Genomic DNA, 16,231 nt, shown 5'->3' with positions numbered 1-16,231 from the left:
CCTGGTGGTGGTGGCTACGGACTCTTCTTTGGGCGGGCGCCTGCATCAGCGCCGGTCTCATTGCCGCGTGCCCCGCGGCCACCACCCGAGCCGCGGCCGCCGCGTTCGGATTTCTGTTCATTGCCGAGGAGTGTCACCTTCATGCCGACGCCCAGCGTACCGACGTTGCCGGTAATGACGACGTCGCCTTCCTTGACGCCACCGACGATTTCGACGAGTCCCTTGGCTTCATCGAGGATGCCGGTGCTGACCTTGGCAATCCCGAGCTGACCGCCTTCGACGGTGTAGACGAACGACTTACCGTCCACTGCACTCTGTCGGACGGCGGACTGCGGGACCACCAGCGCACTGGGGACGGAGCGGGCGATGATCTGTCCGTTGGCAAAACTGTTGCCCTTGAGCTCGCCCTTTCCGTTGGGGATCTGTACGTACACGGTGATGGAGCGCGTGGCCGGATCGATAGTGGCGCTCACGCGGGCCACGCGGCCACTGAACTGGCGGGAATCGGCATTGAAGCGGACGGATTGCCCGACCTTCACGTCGCTGGCGCGTCGTGCCGGAACGGTACCGGCAAGCTCGAGCACTTCGTCGCGCACGAGTGTGAACATTTCGGCGCCACGCAGCGTGTTCTCGCCGTTCTGCACTTTGCGTTTGTCGATCGTGCCGTTGAACGGCGCGATGACTTTCGTGTCGCGCACGACGTTCTGGGCAATACGCTGCCGCGATTCCGATGCGGCCATGCGTGCGCGCGCTGCGTCCGCGGCCTGCTGTGCCGAACGCAAATCGCGCTCGGCGATGGCCCCCACTTTAAACAATTCTTTGGACTGCTCGTAGTTCCACTGCTGGGTGTCGAAGTCGCTTTTGGTCGCAATGAAATCCGCGTCGGCGCTCCGCAGGGACGCTTCTTGTTCGACGGATTCAAACTTCGCGAGTAACGTACCGGCCCTTACCTGTTGACCGTCGCGTACCGTGACTTTCTCGAGTACGCCGTCAATGCGTCCACGCACGATGGCGCTCTCGATGGGGCGGAGATCGCCGGCAATAGCGACGCCCGCGTCGACATTCGTGCGCATGACTTTAAAAACGTCGGTGGCCGACAGCACGACGCTGGCCGTGCGGGCACCACTCCCGCGCCCGCCTTCGCCTTTTTGTCCATCGCCGCCGCCGCTCTTGCGACCGTTCTTCGCGTCTCCGGCTGGCGCTCCGGCGGCCTTGCTCGCGGCTTTGGCGTCCTTGGCATCGGCTTGCGCGGCGGTTGGCGCGGCGGTTGGCGCCTGCGCTTGCTTGGAGGCCGCCGCGTCTTTTGCGGGTTGCTGGGCGAACACGGAAGACGACACGCTGAGTGCGATAAGGCACGCGGCGAACCGTCGGTTATCGATTGTCAGATACACTGGATAGTCCGGCGTTGGAGCGGATCGGTACGGTGCCGCCTGTGGGAAGCGGAATCGGCCGTCCGCGCACGCGCGCCAGTTCGGCGGCGGAGAGATAGAGGTCGTAGATGGAGCGAGCTTCGGTGGAACGGGCCGTGAGCAGCGCGACCTGCGCGTCGGTCACTTCGAGTTGCGTGGAGAGTCCGCGTTGAAAGCGCAGTGACGCCAACTGAAAGGCTTCTTCGGCCTCTGCGGCGTTGACGGTGCGCGCTTCCCACGCGAGCCGCGCGCGGCTGAACTCCGCACGGGCACGGGCGAGATCCAGCGCGGCCGTTTCGCGCGCCTGATGGAGCGCCGTTTCGGCGATACGCGCCTGCGCGGTGGCGAGGTCGAGATTGCCTTTGGTGCGAAGTCCGTCGAAGAGGGCCCACGTGACGGTGAGGCCGATGCTGCGATCGGGGAAGAAGCCGTTGTTCTGGCAGAGCTTCCCGGCGGCGCTCCCCGGCGGGCAGAAATCAATGGATGTGGCGCCCAGACGATCGGGGAGGCCATTCCGCGTGGGGAGCGCGAGGTAGCCGATGTTCGCGGTGGCGGTCACCTGCGGAAAGAAATCGGCGCGCGCGACGCGTACCCCTTCACGGCGTGCTTGGAGGGAGAACTCCGCCGACTGCACCGTGCCGCGCAAGGTTTCGCCGAGGCTGTCGGCACGTGCGGCGTTGACGATGGTGCGGACAACTGCGGTGTCGAGCGTGGTGGTGAGGAGCAGCGGACGTTCGACGTCTACGTCGAGGAGACGTTTGACGTCGAGCAGGGCGAGGTCGCGATCGTTAGACGCTTGTAGCGCGAGCGGTTCGATGTTCGCGCGGTCCACGCGCGCTCGGAGGAGGTCGAACCTGGATGAACGACCAGCGGCGACGAGTAGCTCGACTTGCTTGAGCCGATCGGAGGTCAGCGTCAGATTGCGATTCTGCAGATCGGCGAGTTTGGCGAGATAGAGTGCGTTCAAGTACGAGCGTTGCACGTCGAGCGCGAGGCGTGCGCGCGTTTCGCCGGCATCGAGCCGCGCAGCATCGCGTGTGCGCAACGCGCCGCGTGCGCTCGACACAATGCGTAAGCCCTGAAAGAGCGGCTGCGAGATCGCGACCGCGCCCGTGTATGTGTAGGCCTGCCCGAACACGGTGCCGACCAGTTCGGCGCGTGCGTTCTTGAGCACCTGCGAGTAGGAGCCGTTGAATCGGAACTGCGTCATCCCCGGTGCGAAGGCGGTAGTGACGCCCGCGTTGGCGATGTCGACGGCGAGCAGCGCGAGTTTGTTCTCGTCGGAGCTGCGAAGCACATACTGCACCGCATCGGCAACGCCCATGCGGAGGGTATCGGTGCGCTGCTGGGCGTGCAGACCGGCGAGAGGGGACACAAAGGCCACCCCTGCCGCGCAAAGGAGCAGAGAAAATGCGGTTCGTTGGTTCATCGGGCTTTAAACGTATAAGGAGCCCTCCCCGTTGGGTGGGGACGATAACCGCTGGGCTCAGCCCCTCAGGGGACTTCGTCGATGAAGTGTAACGACTTACGCCGCAGAACCACCGGACGCATGGCCTCGAACACGTCGGGGTCGAACTTGCTGCCGCTCAGGAGCGACAGGTAGTCGATGGCCTCTTCGGGCGTCTTTGGTTCGCGATAGGCCCGTCGCGAGGTGACCGCATCGTAAGCGTCCACCGCATGCACAATCCGGCCTCCGAGCGAAATGGCCTCCCCTTGGATGCCCCTCGGGTAGCCCGATCCGTCCCAATTCTCGTGGTGATCCTGGACGTACGGGAGCACGCGGTCGAGCTGGGGGAGGGGTTGGAGGATTTCGACGCCAATGCGGACGTGTTCGCGGAGGTGCTGTCGCTCCTCGTCGGTGAGCGGGCCCGGCTTTTTGCTGAGCGACTCCGCGACCCCGATTTCGCCGATGTCGTGCAGTTGGCCGGCGAGCCGGATGTCCTCCACGTCGTCGTCCGAGAGCCCCAGCGAGGCCGCGACCGTGGCGGCGAGCGCGGCCACGCGCTGGGAGTGGCCCCGCAGATACATGTCCTTGGCTTCCTGCACATTCACGAGCGTGCGGACGATGCCAATGGATGTTTCGGCGAGGACACGCTTTTCGTGCTCGAGCTCCTCGGTGCGCTGTGCGACTTCTTCGCGAATCATGCGCTCCACGTGGCGCTGCTGAATCAGGAGCTCGCGCTTGTGGAGCGCGCGATCGATGGCCGCGGCAAGGTCGGGCAACTCGACGGGCTTCATCAGGTAGTCCATCGCGCCCTGCGCCAGCGCTTCGGTGGCGGTGGGGGCGTCGTTGACGGCCGTCAGCATGACGATCGCGAGGTCGGGGGAGAGCTCGAGGGCCCGCGGCACGACCTCAAGGCCCGACATCTCGGGCATGCGCACGTCGCAGAGCATGCCGTCAAATGCCGTGTGTTGCAGGAGGTCGAGCGCTCGGGCTCCATCCTCGGCGCTCGACACATCGAAACCGCGCGCGCGGAGAAATTTGCTCATCGCGTTGCGCAGATTTTCTTCGTCGTCCACGACGAGAATATTGCGCGCCACAGGAAGAGAGGCGGCGCTAAAGGCGCGCGTGATTCGAGCAGCAGCAGTGGTCGATTGCATCATGCCCCGGGGAGTTGGCATTCGGCGATCATTCTACGGTGAACTGAACCGGTACACGCTAGCGCAGAGTGATCGTTCCCAATAGAAGTATCGGCATGTGGGAGCAGAAGCCTGCGGGTAACCGGCTTGGATCAATAGATGGGAAATATCTTCAAACTGTCTCTATAATATCCCTATGGTGTCTCTTGAGTGGCGCTAAAACTACTTCTTTCCTTTGGCGGCAGCCAAGGCGGCATCGACGTCGGATTTATGATCTTCATACTCGAGCACTTTCTTGGCGCGCTCGGACGGTTCGGCGGCAACAAAGCGTTTTTCGAAGGCGGCGCGTGCCTTGAGGTCGTTTCGCAGTCCGGCGGCCTTGGTGGCGAGCACGAGGCCGAGGAGATGCTGCGGATTTTCTTTTAGAATAGTGTCGGCTTCTGCGGCGGCGCGCGTCGCGTCGCCCGAGACAACGGAGATCATGCCGATGTCATAGCGCGAGTGGGAGGTGGCGTTGCCGAGCATTTCGTAGGACTGAATGGCCATGGGGGCGAAGATTTTCGCGCTATCGAGCTTGCCCTGTTCGCCATAGCGCATGACGCGGTCGAAGAGACGCGAGGCGCGTTCTTCGGGGGACATCTTCGAGATGTCGACACTGCCCGCCCCGCCGGCACCGCCCGCCCCACCTGCGCCACCTGCGCCACCTGCGCCACCTGCGCCACCGGCGAACGGTGCGACCGCGGCACCTTCCGAGAGTGGGGTAGCGTTGGCCGACGGGTCGTTCTTATTGGCGAGTTGTTGGCCGATGAAATAGGCGATCACGGCGAGCACCGCGACGCCCGGTACGGCCCACGTGAGTGGATTACGGGAGATGGCGCCGCCCTTGGCGGGGGCGTCTCCCGCAGAGGCGCCGCAATGCTGACAGAAACGGGCGCCGGCGACAATGGTGCCGGCGCATTCGCCGCAGGTGGTGGCGGCGACGGCTGCGCCGCACTCGACGCAGAATTTTCCGGAAGCGGCTTTGCCGCAACGGGGGCAGGTCTTGGAGTCAGAGCGTGTCATAGAAAGAAAAATACACCGGAAAAACGATTGCCGGAGGTGCCCCCCCTGCCTGATATTTCCCTCTCAGGGGTGGACCGGCGCGTCCACCCGTCACGGAATCACCGGAAGGAGCGTACGTGGCCGGACCCTCACGTTCCCTGCTCACCGATTTGTCGGGCGCCACCAAAGCTGATGTTCTTGCGCTGGCCGCCTCGCACTCGGTGCGCTATTTGCGGCTCATGTTCACCGATATCCTCGGTGTGAACAAGAACGTCGAGATTCCTGCGTCGCAGTTCGCGAAGGCGCTCGACGGCGACATCATGTTTGACGGCTCGTCCATTGAAGGGTTCGTGCGGATTGAAGAGAGCGACATGCTTCTGACGCCCGACCTCAGCACGTTTCGGATTTTTCCGGGCGACGACGAGCGGAACCGTGTGGCGCGGTTGATTTGCGATATCTCGACACCGGACGGTGTTCCGTTTGGCGGGGATCCGCGCGCGGCGCTCAAGCGCCAGGTCGCGCGGGCCAAGGCCATGGGCTACACGATGAACGCCGGCATGGAAGCCGAGTTCTTTTTGTTCAAGCTCGGCCCCGATGGCGGCCCGTCGACCGCGACGCACGATGTGGGCTCGTATTTCGATCTCACGCCCGTCGACCAAGGAGAAGACGCGCGACGCGCGATTGTGGACGTGCTCGAGCAGATGGGCTTTGAGATTGAGGCGGCGCACCACGAAGTGGCACACGGCCAGCACGAGATCGACTTTCGGTATGCTGACGCGCTGACTACGGCCGACAACTTGGCGACGTTCCGTTTTGTGGTACGCGACGTGGCCAAAAAATTTGGAATGCATGCGTCGTTTATGCCCAAGCCAATTTTTGGACAGAACGGCAGCGGCATGCACACGCACCAGTCGTTGTTCCGCGACGGCAAGAATGCGTTTTACGACGCCAAGGGTGCGTATGAGATGTCGGCGGTGGCGCACTACTACATTGGCGGCCTGCTGAATCATGCGCGCGGGATGTGCGCGATTACAAATCCGTTGGTGAATTCCTACAAGCGGCTCGTGCCGGGGTTTGAGGCGCCGATCAATGTGGCGTGGAGCATGCGCAACCGGTCGCCATTGATTCGGGTGCCCGCGCGGCGTGGCACGGGGACCCGGGTGGAACTGCGATCGCCGGATCCGAGCGCGAATCCGTATCTCGCGCTGGCGGTGATGCTCGCCGCCGGACTCGACGGTGTGGAAACAGAAGCGAGCTCGCGCGAGCCGGTGAGTGAAAATATTTGGGAGATGTCGCATCGCGAGAAGCGTCGGCTGAAGATTGATGATCTGCCGCACGATCTGGACGAAGCGTGTGATGAGTTTGAAAAGGATGATGTGATGCAGCGCGCGCTGGGCGAGCACATTGCCTCGCACTTCCTTGCCGCGAAGCGACAGGAGTGGCGTGAGTATATCACGCAGGTGTCGCCGTGGGAGCTCGAGAATTATCTCGCTAAGTATTAGCGCGGCGGCGACACGCTGGGTCCGACTCGGGTGGCTTGCGCTAGCCGTGCTGGTGTTGGTGGCCGCGCCGCGCGCGGCCGCCGCGCGACAGGCGCCGATCTGCCGTGTAGATACCCTGACGGCGGGGTTTCCGAAGGCGTGGCTCGGGCAGTCGGTGGGGCAGCTTTCGATTGATGCGCAAACGGTAGAAACACCGGGTGGCATTGTCGGCAACGTGGTGCGGGAACTCCACTCGCGCACACAGTTGTGGGTGCCGATGAATGAGATTTCTGTCGCCATTGGTGCGCCGATCGACTCGCTGGAGCTCCTCGAGTCCGTGCGCCGGCTTCGCGCGACGGGCCTCTACAACGAAGTCACCGTGACGGGTGCGCGCTGTGGGGACGATCCCCTGGAACTCGTGGTGCACACGCGCGATGCGTGGAGTTTGCGTATGGATGTGCGCTATGGTCGCACGTCGTCACGCGCCGCGCTGACGGAAGTCAATCTGTTTGGACGTGCGCTCACGGTGTCGGCGTCGGCGGAAAAACTCGATGACCGGGGTTCGGCGACGTTTGGACTGGCGGAGCCATATCTCTTTGGGTCGCGGGTTCGCGGCGCGGCGTATTTGCGTGCTTTCGCGGACGGACGCGCGTGGAGCTGGTCGTTGCGGTCGCGGCAGTACTCACCGCGCGATCTGTGGCGCTTCTCGGTATCGAGCTTTCAGTTGCGGCGCTTTCAGGACGACGGCCTGAACCTGACGCTCACCGATATCAGCCGGCGAGCCGACGCAGGGACGGCTGCGGTGCGATGGGCACTGGATGAACATCGCACCTATGCATTTGTGTTCGGTGCGGAGCACGAGCAAGCCAATATCATTGTGCGGCAACCTGGCGCGCGGCTCGGGAGCCCGGAAGTCAGTCGCGAGTTCAGCGCGGCCATCGTTGGGGTGGCTCGCCGATCACTCGACGTAGGCAAAGTGAACTGGCTGGTGCCGGGGCAGCCGAACGCCGAACTGCCGCTCGGTCTCGAAGGAGAATGGGTGGTCGGCATCGGGCCCGAGGCGACCACGAAGCAGGGGATCGCGCATTTCGACGGATGGAGCGGCATCACGTTACTGCCGACCCCGACGATGATCGTGACTGGCGATGTGTGGGCGTCGGGATACTGGAATCGGGATTCCTTGAGCAATGGGACGGTGCGCGCCGCTGGAAGCATCTATCAGCATGGACGCGGCGGCATCTGGGCGCTCCGTGTTTCGTTTGAGCGCTTGCAGAATCCGGATCCTGATGTCTACGCGCTCTCCATGGTGGATCCGGTGCTTCGCTCGCTCGCGCCGACAACGCGATTGGCGGAAAGTGCGCTCACGGCGTCACTCGAGCGGTCGTTTACGATTTACTCCCGCGAGGGGCGCTGGGCCGCCGATGCAGTGCCGTTCATCCAGTTCAGCGAACGCCACCGTTCGGTGGATGTGTCGAACGCATCGCCCACGAACCCACAGGCGCTGTTGCTGGGCTTGGGCTTTCGTCACCTCTTCAATCAGCCGACGCAAACGACCGTGCGATTTGACATTGCCAAGACGGTGTGGTCTGACGGCGGGTTGTCGAACCGCTGGGTGTTTGTGCTCTCGACCCAACCGTGGTTGGCGAACGGGCGGGTGCGTGATGGTCTGCGCGAAGCGGTTCGCTAGCACGGAGTCCGAACGGACGATCGCGTCGCGTGACTCCCGCGATGTGCATCTCAAGAAAAGGGCGGTGATGCAAAAGCATCACCGCCCTTTGTGTGCTTCACGCACGATGCCTCACACGGGGAACAGCATCTCGCGATAGCGCGGCAACGGCCACTGATCGTCGCCGATCGTGATTTCCAGCGTGTCGCTCAGCGCACGCACCTCGTCCATCGCCTCGGCGCCGGTCTCGGTCAGGAACGCGGCCTGTTTGGCCAATGCGTCGTGCATTCCCTCGGCCTTATTGATGGCGGCGCGCAGTGCGGCTGCTTTCTTCTGGAGCGCAACAACGAGCTTGCCGGCGGCGTTGGCCGCATCTACCTGCGGGACGATCTTGATGCCGGCGCGCTTTGCGGCGGCCGCGGCTGTCTGGAGCGATCCGAGATAGGTGTAGCAGGCCGGTAGCACCATGGTGTCGGCCATCTCGCAGAGCGTGTGCATTTCGATGAGCATGTCCTTGGCGTAGCGCTCGAGGCGAACGTGGTAGCGCGATTCGAGTTCTTCCTTGGTGAGGATGCCCAGCGAGGTGAACAACGCATACGACTGCTTGGTGACCATCTGCGCGAGTGCTTCCGGTGTGCGGCGGAAGTTCGGCAGGCCGCGCTTCTTTGCCTCGATCACCCATTCGCCCGAGTAGTTGTTCCCTTCGAAGCGCACGGCCTTGGTGGCGCGGAAGGCAGCGCTCACAACCTTGAGCACTGCGTCGTCGCGATTCTTGGTAGTCTTGAGTTCGGCCTTGAGGGCCTCGGTGAGTTCGTCAATCGCTTCGGCAGCGGTGGCGTTGAGCAGCATTACTGGGAACGCAATCGACTGACTCGAACCAACGGCACGGAACTCGAACTTGGCGCCCGTGAACGCAAAGGGCGACGTACGATTGCGGTCGGTGTTGTCCTTGGCGATTTCCGGCAGCTTGGCGACGCCGAGCTGAATCATGGCCTGCGCGGCACCCTGCTTGCCCGTCTTGCCGGCGGCGATGTCGTCGATGACGCGCGTGAGCATGTCACCCATGAATACCGAGATAATGGCCGGCGGCGCTTCGTTGGCGCCGAGGCGATGCTCGTTGCCGCTGGTGGCAATGCCCGCGCGAATGAGTCCCGCGTGCTTGTGCACGGCTTTGAGCGCCGCGGCCAAGAAGAGCAGGAAGCGAATGTTCTGGTGCGGCGTCTTGCCGGGCTTGAGCAAGTTGACGCCGTCGAGTTCGTTGTCGGACGCGATGGCCATCGACCAGTTGCAGTGCTTGCCCGAGCCATTGATGCCGGCAAAAGGCTTTTCGTGCAACAGCGCCTGGAGGCCGTGCCGGAGCGCGACCTTCTTGAGGATGGACATGACGAGCTGATTGTGATCGACCGCGATGTCGGTGTCTTCGAACTGCGGCGCCATTTCGAACTGACAGGGCGCCACTTCGTTGTGCCGCGTGACGATCGGCACGCCGAGCTTGTAGAGTTCGAATTCCACTTCGGCAATGCACGCGAGCACGCGCTCGGGAATGCCACCGAAGTAGTGGTCTTCAAGCTGCTGGCCACGCGGCGGCGGCGCGCCGACGAGCGAGCGTCCGCTCATAACGAGGTCGGGGCGCAGCGCGAAGTGCGTGCGATCGATGAGGAAGTACTCTTGTTCGGCGCCCATCGTGGTGTTCACGCGGAGCGCGCCCTTATCACCGATGAGCTCCAGGAGCGACATGGCTTTCTGCGAGAGCAATTCGCTCGAGCGGAGGAGCGGGGTCATTTCGTCGAGTGCTTCGCCGTGGTAGCCGATGAACACCGACGGAATGCAAAGCGTCTTGGCGCCCGGCGATTCCATGATGAACACCGGCGACGCCGGATTCCACGCGGTGTAGCCGCGTGCTTCCCACGTCGCGCGCAGTCCGCCGCTCGGGAACGAGGAGGCGTCCGGCTCGCTCTGAATGAGCTGATCGCCAGTGAACTGTTCGATGGCCGACTTGTTCTCGTCGAAGTTGAGGAATGCGTCGTGCTTTTCGGCGGTGAGGCCGGTCTGCGGCTGGAACCAGTGACAGAAGTGCGTCACGCCGCGGCCGACAGCCCACTCCTTGATGACCTGCGCAACCGTAGGAGCGATTTCGGTGTCGAGCGATTTGCCGAGTCGCACCGCAGCCACGAGTTTGGCGTGCACGTCCTTCGGCAGTTTGTCGCGCATCTGACGCGCGCCGAAAGTATTGATGCCGAAGTAGGTGGACGTCGGCATCGATTCATCAGCTTCGACCGGAACGTCTGGAGCGTCAACCGTGCGCGAGCTGATGGCACGGATGGCAGCGGCACGAGAAGAAATGGATGGCATCTGGGAAGCCGGGTTGGCGAGTGGGAGAATGCTAGATGAGCCAGGTGACCAGCAATAATTGCAGATTAAGCAAATTTAGCACACCAATAACTCAATTTCAATGCGGAAAATGTAAATTCGTCTTGGCTGTTTTGCAGTAACTGCATTTTGGGTGATGAATTGCAGGAGAATTGAGCATTTTGGACCGTCGATATTTCTGTAACACAAAGCGGGATAACGCTTTACACGTTATCCCGCTTTGCTGTGCTATTCATTCACTTCAATAGACATTGTGGTGCCTTTAGGGCCGTCCGCCCGGAGGACCGCCGCCTCGGCCGCCCGGACCGCCCGGGCCGAAGACCGTTGCTGGGTTCCGGATACGTTCGGGGAGCTTGGCCCACTGCTCCTTGGTAAGAATGACCTGCGCCTCGCGTACGGACTTGGCGCCGAGGTCCTGCGCTTCGGTGAGCACTGGGCGCAGGAATGCGAGCATCGCCTGCTGTTCGACATTCGCGCCGGCTTTGGTCACACGATCGGCGAGATGCGCGCTGAGCGTGTCGATCTGCTTGGCGAGAGAATCGGAGAGCACTTTGAGGAGCGACTTCTGCGTGTCGGTGAGTCCGAGCTTGAGCGTGTCGGCGCGATCGAGAATTTCTTTGAAGATGTTCGGCGCATAACGACGCACCATACCGGCGTACATACCGCCAGGTGCGTTGGGATCGCCACCGCGTCCACCGCGGCCGCCGCGCGCGACGTTCTGCGCCGCGAGCATCATCTCGCGCTGACGATCAGGCCCGATGGTGTAGCGTGCGGTAAGCGACACCTGGAACGGCTGCTGAATGACCTGCGAGGTGGAGCGCTGATCACCGAAGCGTTCGTTGACCTGATACTTGAAGTTCTGCGTGATGGGATCGAAGCCCGTGACGTAGAGCAAGTTCGAGTCGATGCGGTTGGGCTGTCCCCAACCTTGCAGATGATCTTGGCCGTGCGTGAGCAGATCGAGCCCAGCGAGCGGATTCACGAACGAGATAGAGATCATCAGGTTGCGCTTGAGGCCGAGCGCGTCGGGACGCCAGTTGACTTGGCCGCTGAGCGACGGGAACCAGCCGGCCGTGCAGCTGTTGCGATCGGCAATCTCGCCGAGCTGTGAACGGAGGCAACGCGTGATGCGTGACGGCGCATTGGTGAGCAGACGCGCCATGCCGTTGGCGACGGCAGTGTCGGCGGTGTGGAGCGGGTCAAAGATGTACGCGCGGTCGTTGCGTGAGCCGTCGCCGTTGATGTCGCCGGAGATGCGTGGCGTGTAGGGTTGGCCGGAGGAAAAGCGGAGCACGCCGGTGAGTTCGACGGACGGACTCACGGGCCACGTGACGGTGCTGACGATGGTGTGCTGACGCTGCAGATCGCTCGTGCTCCACTCGATCAGGTTGGGATTCCCTGCCGTGGTGGGCGAGGTAAAGCCTGCGGCCGCTGACCCGCCGGAGAAGGAACTTTGATCGGTGGAGCGCGACCAGGTGTACGAGAGACTCACCTGCATGCCCCACGTATTGAAGCCGTTGATGCTGGCCACCAGCTGTTCGGTGCGCGACTTGAGCCCCGAGAACACGTTGTAGACCGAGCCGTACTGCGGCGCGTTGCGTGAGTTGAGGGACTGCAGTGCGCCGGTGGTGGAAATGATGGCGAATGGCGAGACATACACCGGGCGGCCGCCTTCCGCCGTGAGGCTGAACTGCGGTGTGGCCTTGAGGTTCATGTCGGAGACGCCGTACAGGTTCATGCCATATGCGTAGTTGGCGTCGAGCGAACCGGTGTAGCGTCCGAAGAGATGGTGCTGCACGCCCATCGACGCGCGCCACGAACGCGGCGCACCAAAATCCGGTGCGAAGGTGGTGACGTTGGGACGCTGCTGTGAGAAAATGCTCTGTGCCTGATTGGTGCCGTCGGCGCAGCTGGTGGGAATGTTGCTGGGATTGGCGAGGTAGTCCGTCCAGCTTGGCACGGGTGTAGCGGGGCCAATGCAGACGAGCTGCGATTCAGCGCCGGAGAGGCCGGTGGCGCCGAGTGCGCTTGTGAAGAGGCCAGTGGGTGCCTTGCCGCGGAACTCACCGATGCCGCCGCGCACGACCCAGCTCGAGAGGCCGGCGAACATGCCGCCGCCAGGGCCGCCCGCGCCACCACCGCCACCGCCACCGCCACGTCCACCACCACCGCCGCCGCCGAAGCCGCCGCGACCTCCACCACCACCACCACCTTGTTGCTGCCCTTCGGCGCCAGGCTGACCGTCGCGGCGCGTGGTGTCACGCGGCGCGGGAATGTTGGAGGTCCAGGTGAAGCCGATGCGCGGACTCACGTGCACTTCAGACGGGAAGTTGTCGGTACGACGGCCAAATAGCGTTTCGATGTCTGGGTTGTACTTGGGGCGGCCGTCGAAGCGCGTGCCCTCGGCGCGCACGCCGTAGGTGAACTGCAACGCACGGCTATAGCGCCACGCGTCGCCGATGTAGACGGCGGCGTTGATGGCATCGCCTTCGCGGCGGCTCGGCTCGAGCGTGCGCGTGTACTGCGACGGAACATTCGAGGCGAAGTCAGCGAGCGAGTTGAACGTGAAGGAACCGAACTGATTGTTTGAAGCGGTTTGATCGAAGGTGCTGACATTGAACAGCACGCCAAGCTTGGGGCGATGGCCGCCCGTCGAACGAAGGTATGAAACTTCGTTGCTGAATTCGATTTGCTTGGTGGTGTTATCGGAGGGGAGTCCGCTGTTACCGCCGAACTGCAGGCTGCTGATGCCGAGCGCGCCGTCGGAGAGGAGCGACGAGACGCGCACGACGCCTTGCGGCATCACGAGGAAGGGGCGCTGTTCGCTGGTGCTTTCGTTGGCGTACAGGCGCGCTTCGTTGATAATGCCATTGTCGAACGTGGAGCTGAGCGAGGCCATGAGGCCACCGCCGAGCGAGCGCGTGCTCCCGCCGTGCGCGGGGACGGTGAGTGCGCCCATGCGCGTGGCGCCCTGACGCTGCCAGTTCCAGTCGCCACGCAGGGTGAGCGTGTGCAGATCGCCGAGTGCAAAATCCTGACGCGTGAGCGCGGTAATGCGATCGGTGTTCTGCGCGTTGGGGACGAGGAGCGTGGTAGAGGGAATACCGTAGCGGTTGAGCAATCCGAGAAAGCGATCGGCGGAGTCGGGCGAGGTGTTATTGCGGAGTAGGATCTGCTCGTTGGCGCTGAGGAGCGACTGTAGCCCCTGGGAGCGCGCGTTCCACGACGCGGAGCCGAACCAGAAGTACGCGTCCGGCACATACGGACCGCCAAGGCCGAAGCTCAACTGGTTGGAGGTGAATTTTTGATTGAAGCTCGTGGATGATGTGTCTGGGAACTCGAGTGACGGCTCGTTGGTGACGAAGCCGACGGAGCCGACCACATTGTTGGTGCCGCCGCGCGTGGTGCTGGCGACTTGACCGCCGGTGAACTGACCGCGGGTGACGTCGTAGGTGTTCGTGATGACGCGCGTGTTGCGAACGGCTTCCGACGGAACGCCACCGGTGCCAAAGCTCAGGCCGTCAAGCGTGATCTGGTTTTGGTCCGTGCGCTGACCGGCCACGGAAAAAGCCGACGAGGTGGAATCGGTGCCGCCGAGGGTGACAACACCAGGCGCGAGGCCAGCGATGGCCGTGGGATCACTCGCGTCAATCGGCAAGCGAAAGAGTTGTTCGGCGGTGAGGCTGCGTTCGGTGCTGCCGGCGGTGGGGCGATCGTTTTGCCCCTGATTGTTCTGTGCGCCGCGCACCGTCACTTGCTGAAGCTGGGAGACGCTCTTGGAGAGCTTGGCTTCGACGACGAAGCGGTCTTCGTCGGCCTGTCGCGTGAGGTTTACGGCGAAGGGGGCGTAGCCGATGGCTTTGACCGCGACGCGGTATTGGCCGCCACCGTCAGGAAAGAGCAGTGTGAACTGCCCTTTGTCGTTGGTGGTGCGGCCACGCATGGTGCCGAGTTCGATGGAGGTGACCTCCACGCGGGCGCCGGCGATGGGTTCGCCGTTCGGTCCGTTGACCTTACCGGTAATGATGTCGGTGGTGGAACCGACCTGAGCACGAGCCGCAATGGGCAAACCAAGGAGCGCCAAAGCGCTGCACAGGGCAAAAAAAGTCCGCTTCATGTTTACAAGACGGCTAACCCCCGCGGGACGTTCACCATTATAGAACACGCGCGGTCATATCCAGCCAAGCAATCGCCACCAGAGTAGCCCAAACACCGAAAAGATGCTGAGCGTGACGATGAGGGAGATGAACCCGAGGCGCCACCAATCTTTTTGGCTGAGGTAGCCGGCGCCGAAGTAGATGGGGGAGGTGGTGGTGCCAAAGTGCGTGGTAGCGGCACCGAGGTTGGAGAAATAGGCGAGGAGAATAACGGAGAGGAGCGGTGGCGCACCGGCGGCAAGCAGAACGACAAGAAAAGGTGTGAACATGGCCGAGATGTGTGCGGTGATACTCGCGAAGCCGTAGTGCGCAAAGACGTAAATGGCGAGGAGTGCGGCGAGCGCGGCGGGCCAGTGCCAGCCGGTGGTGTAGGCGGCGGAGGCCTGTGCGAAGCGCGTGGTGAGTCCTGTTTCGCCGAGTGCGGCGGCCATGCGTACGAGGCCACCGTACCAGAGAAAGACATCCCAAGCGGCACGTTCACCGATGATGTCGTCCCAGGTGAGGACGTTAGTGAGAAAGAGCGCGCTCACGCCGACGAGTGCGACGACGGTGTAGTCGAGATGATGCCAGGCAGAGGTGAGCCAAAGACCGGCGACAATCGCGAAGATGGCGAGCATCACTTTTTCGTCGCGCTTCATGGCGCCGAGTCGAATGAGTTCGTCGTTGGCGATGCGCGTGGCGTCTGGAGTGCTGGTGATTTCGGGGGGATAGAGCTTGAAGAGGAGCCAGGGGAGGAAGAGCAGCGCGATGATGGCGGGTACGGATGCGCCGAGTGCCCATGTGCCCCACGAGAGATCCACGTGCGCAATGTCGTGCGCGAACTTGGCGGCGAGGACGTTGGAGACCTGGCCGGTGAGGAAGGCGGCGCAGGCGATAACATCGCACTGATAGACGGCGAAGAGGAGGAAGGCGCCGAGGCGTCGTGCGGTGGGGCCCGGGTGCGAGTCGTACGCTTCGGCGAGCGAGCGGGTGATGGGGAAGATGATCCCACCGGCGCGCGCGGAGTTGGAGGGGAGGAAGGTGGCGAGGAGGACGTCGGTGCCGGCGAGGGCGTAGACGAGTCCGAGCGAGCTTTTGCCGATAGCGCGAATGAAGACGTAGGCGATGCGGCGTCCGAGCCCGGTTTTGAGGACGCCACGGCTCAGAAAGAAGGCGGCGAGAACGAGCCAGACGAGGGGTTCGGAGTATCCGCCGAGTGCTTTTGCGGGGGGGAGGGCGCCCGTGACGGCGATGGTCACGACGCCGAGGAAGACGATGGCGCCGGCCGGAACTGGGCGGAGGATGGATCCGACGATGGTAGCGGCGAAGATGGCGAAGAGTCGCCAGGCTTCGGGGGGCACTCCGGTGGGGGTGCCTGCGGCGAGGATAGCCGCGAGGGTGGCGAGGACGGCAGCCCATCGGAGGAGGGTGTTCATGGGCGCGAATATATAGATAGGAGTGGCGTTTCGCCTTGAGGGCGGGTGTGGCGGGGGCTATTTTCAAGGGGTACGGCGCCGTCGCCAAGTGGTAAGGCAGGAGACTGCAAAT

9 protein-coding genes are annotated in these 16,231 nt (G+C 63.1%); 2 read left to right on the top strand and 7 right to left on the bottom strand.

Annotation, left to right across the window (positions count from 1 at the left end; genetic code table 11):
• Nucleotides 1-14 precede the first annotated feature (14 nt).
• The 4 genes from NTZ43_13175 to NTZ43_13160 form a co-directional block, all read right to left on the bottom strand.
• Nucleotides 15-1,337, bottom strand: a complete 1,323-nt coding sequence (locus NTZ43_13175) for an efflux RND transporter periplasmic adaptor subunit (protein ID MCX5768165.1) — start codon at nucleotides 1,335-1,337, stop codon at nucleotides 15-17.
• Nucleotides 1,338-1,371: 34 nt separating this feature from the next.
• The gene (locus tag NTZ43_13170; GenBank protein ID MCX5768164.1) at nucleotides 1,372-2,838 is read right to left on the bottom strand and encodes a TolC family protein; all 1,467 of its coding nucleotides are present in this window, start codon (nucleotides 2,836-2,838) and stop codon (nucleotides 1,372-1,374) included.
• A gap of 65 nt (nucleotides 2,839-2,903) precedes the next feature.
• Nucleotides 2,904-4,031 (bottom strand): response regulator, encoded by a 1,128-nt coding sequence (locus tag NTZ43_13165; GenBank protein MCX5768163.1) that lies wholly within the window; start codon nucleotides 4,029-4,031, stop codon nucleotides 2,904-2,906.
• A 180-nt stretch (nucleotides 4,032-4,211) separates the two neighbouring features.
• A complete protein-coding gene (locus tag NTZ43_13160) occupies nucleotides 4,212-5,051 on the bottom strand; it encodes a zinc ribbon domain-containing protein (GenBank protein MCX5768162.1) in 840 nt (279 codons plus the stop codon).
• 149 nt (nucleotides 5,052-5,200) lie between these two features.
• Here NTZ43_13160 and NTZ43_13155 point away from each other — a divergent pair, with 149 nt between their 5' ends.
• Together NTZ43_13155 and NTZ43_13150 are read left to right on the top strand one after the other, a co-directional pair.
• Complete coding sequence (locus NTZ43_13155; GenBank protein MCX5768161.1) at nucleotides 5,201-6,532, top strand: glutamine synthetase family protein; 1,332 nt, start codon at nucleotides 5,201-5,203, stop codon at nucleotides 6,530-6,532.
• Nucleotides 6,533-6,578: 46 nt separating this feature from the next.
• The gene (locus NTZ43_13150) at nucleotides 6,579-8,198 is read left to right on the top strand and encodes a hypothetical protein (GenBank protein MCX5768160.1); all 1,620 of its coding nucleotides are present in this window, start codon (nucleotides 6,579-6,581) and stop codon (nucleotides 8,196-8,198) included.
• Between the two features lie 111 nt (nucleotides 8,199-8,309).
• Here NTZ43_13150 and NTZ43_13145 read toward each other — a convergent pair whose 3' ends face one another.
• From NTZ43_13145 to NTZ43_13135, 3 genes are all read right to left on the bottom strand, one after another.
• Nucleotides 8,310-10,529, bottom strand: a complete 2,220-nt coding sequence (locus NTZ43_13145) for a glutamine synthetase III (GenBank protein ID MCX5768159.1) — start codon at nucleotides 10,527-10,529, stop codon at nucleotides 8,310-8,312.
• 280 nt (nucleotides 10,530-10,809) lie between these two features.
• Entirely contained in the window at nucleotides 10,810-14,664 is a 3,855-nt protein-coding gene (locus tag NTZ43_13140) for a carboxypeptidase regulatory-like domain-containing protein (GenBank protein MCX5768158.1), read from the bottom strand.
• A 54-nt stretch (nucleotides 14,665-14,718) separates the two neighbouring features.
• Entirely contained in the window at nucleotides 14,719-16,119 is a 1,401-nt protein-coding gene (locus NTZ43_13135) for a DASS family sodium-coupled anion symporter (GenBank protein MCX5768157.1), read from the bottom strand.
• Nucleotides 16,120-16,231 lie beyond the last annotated feature (112 nt).

Source organism: Gemmatimonadota bacterium (genome assembly GCA_026387915.1).
Lineage (GTDB): Bacteria > Gemmatimonadota > Gemmatimonadetes > Gemmatimonadales > Gemmatimonadaceae > Fen-1231.
Note: the sequence above shows the minus strand (reverse complement) of the source record. Positions and strands in the feature narration are given on the sequence as shown.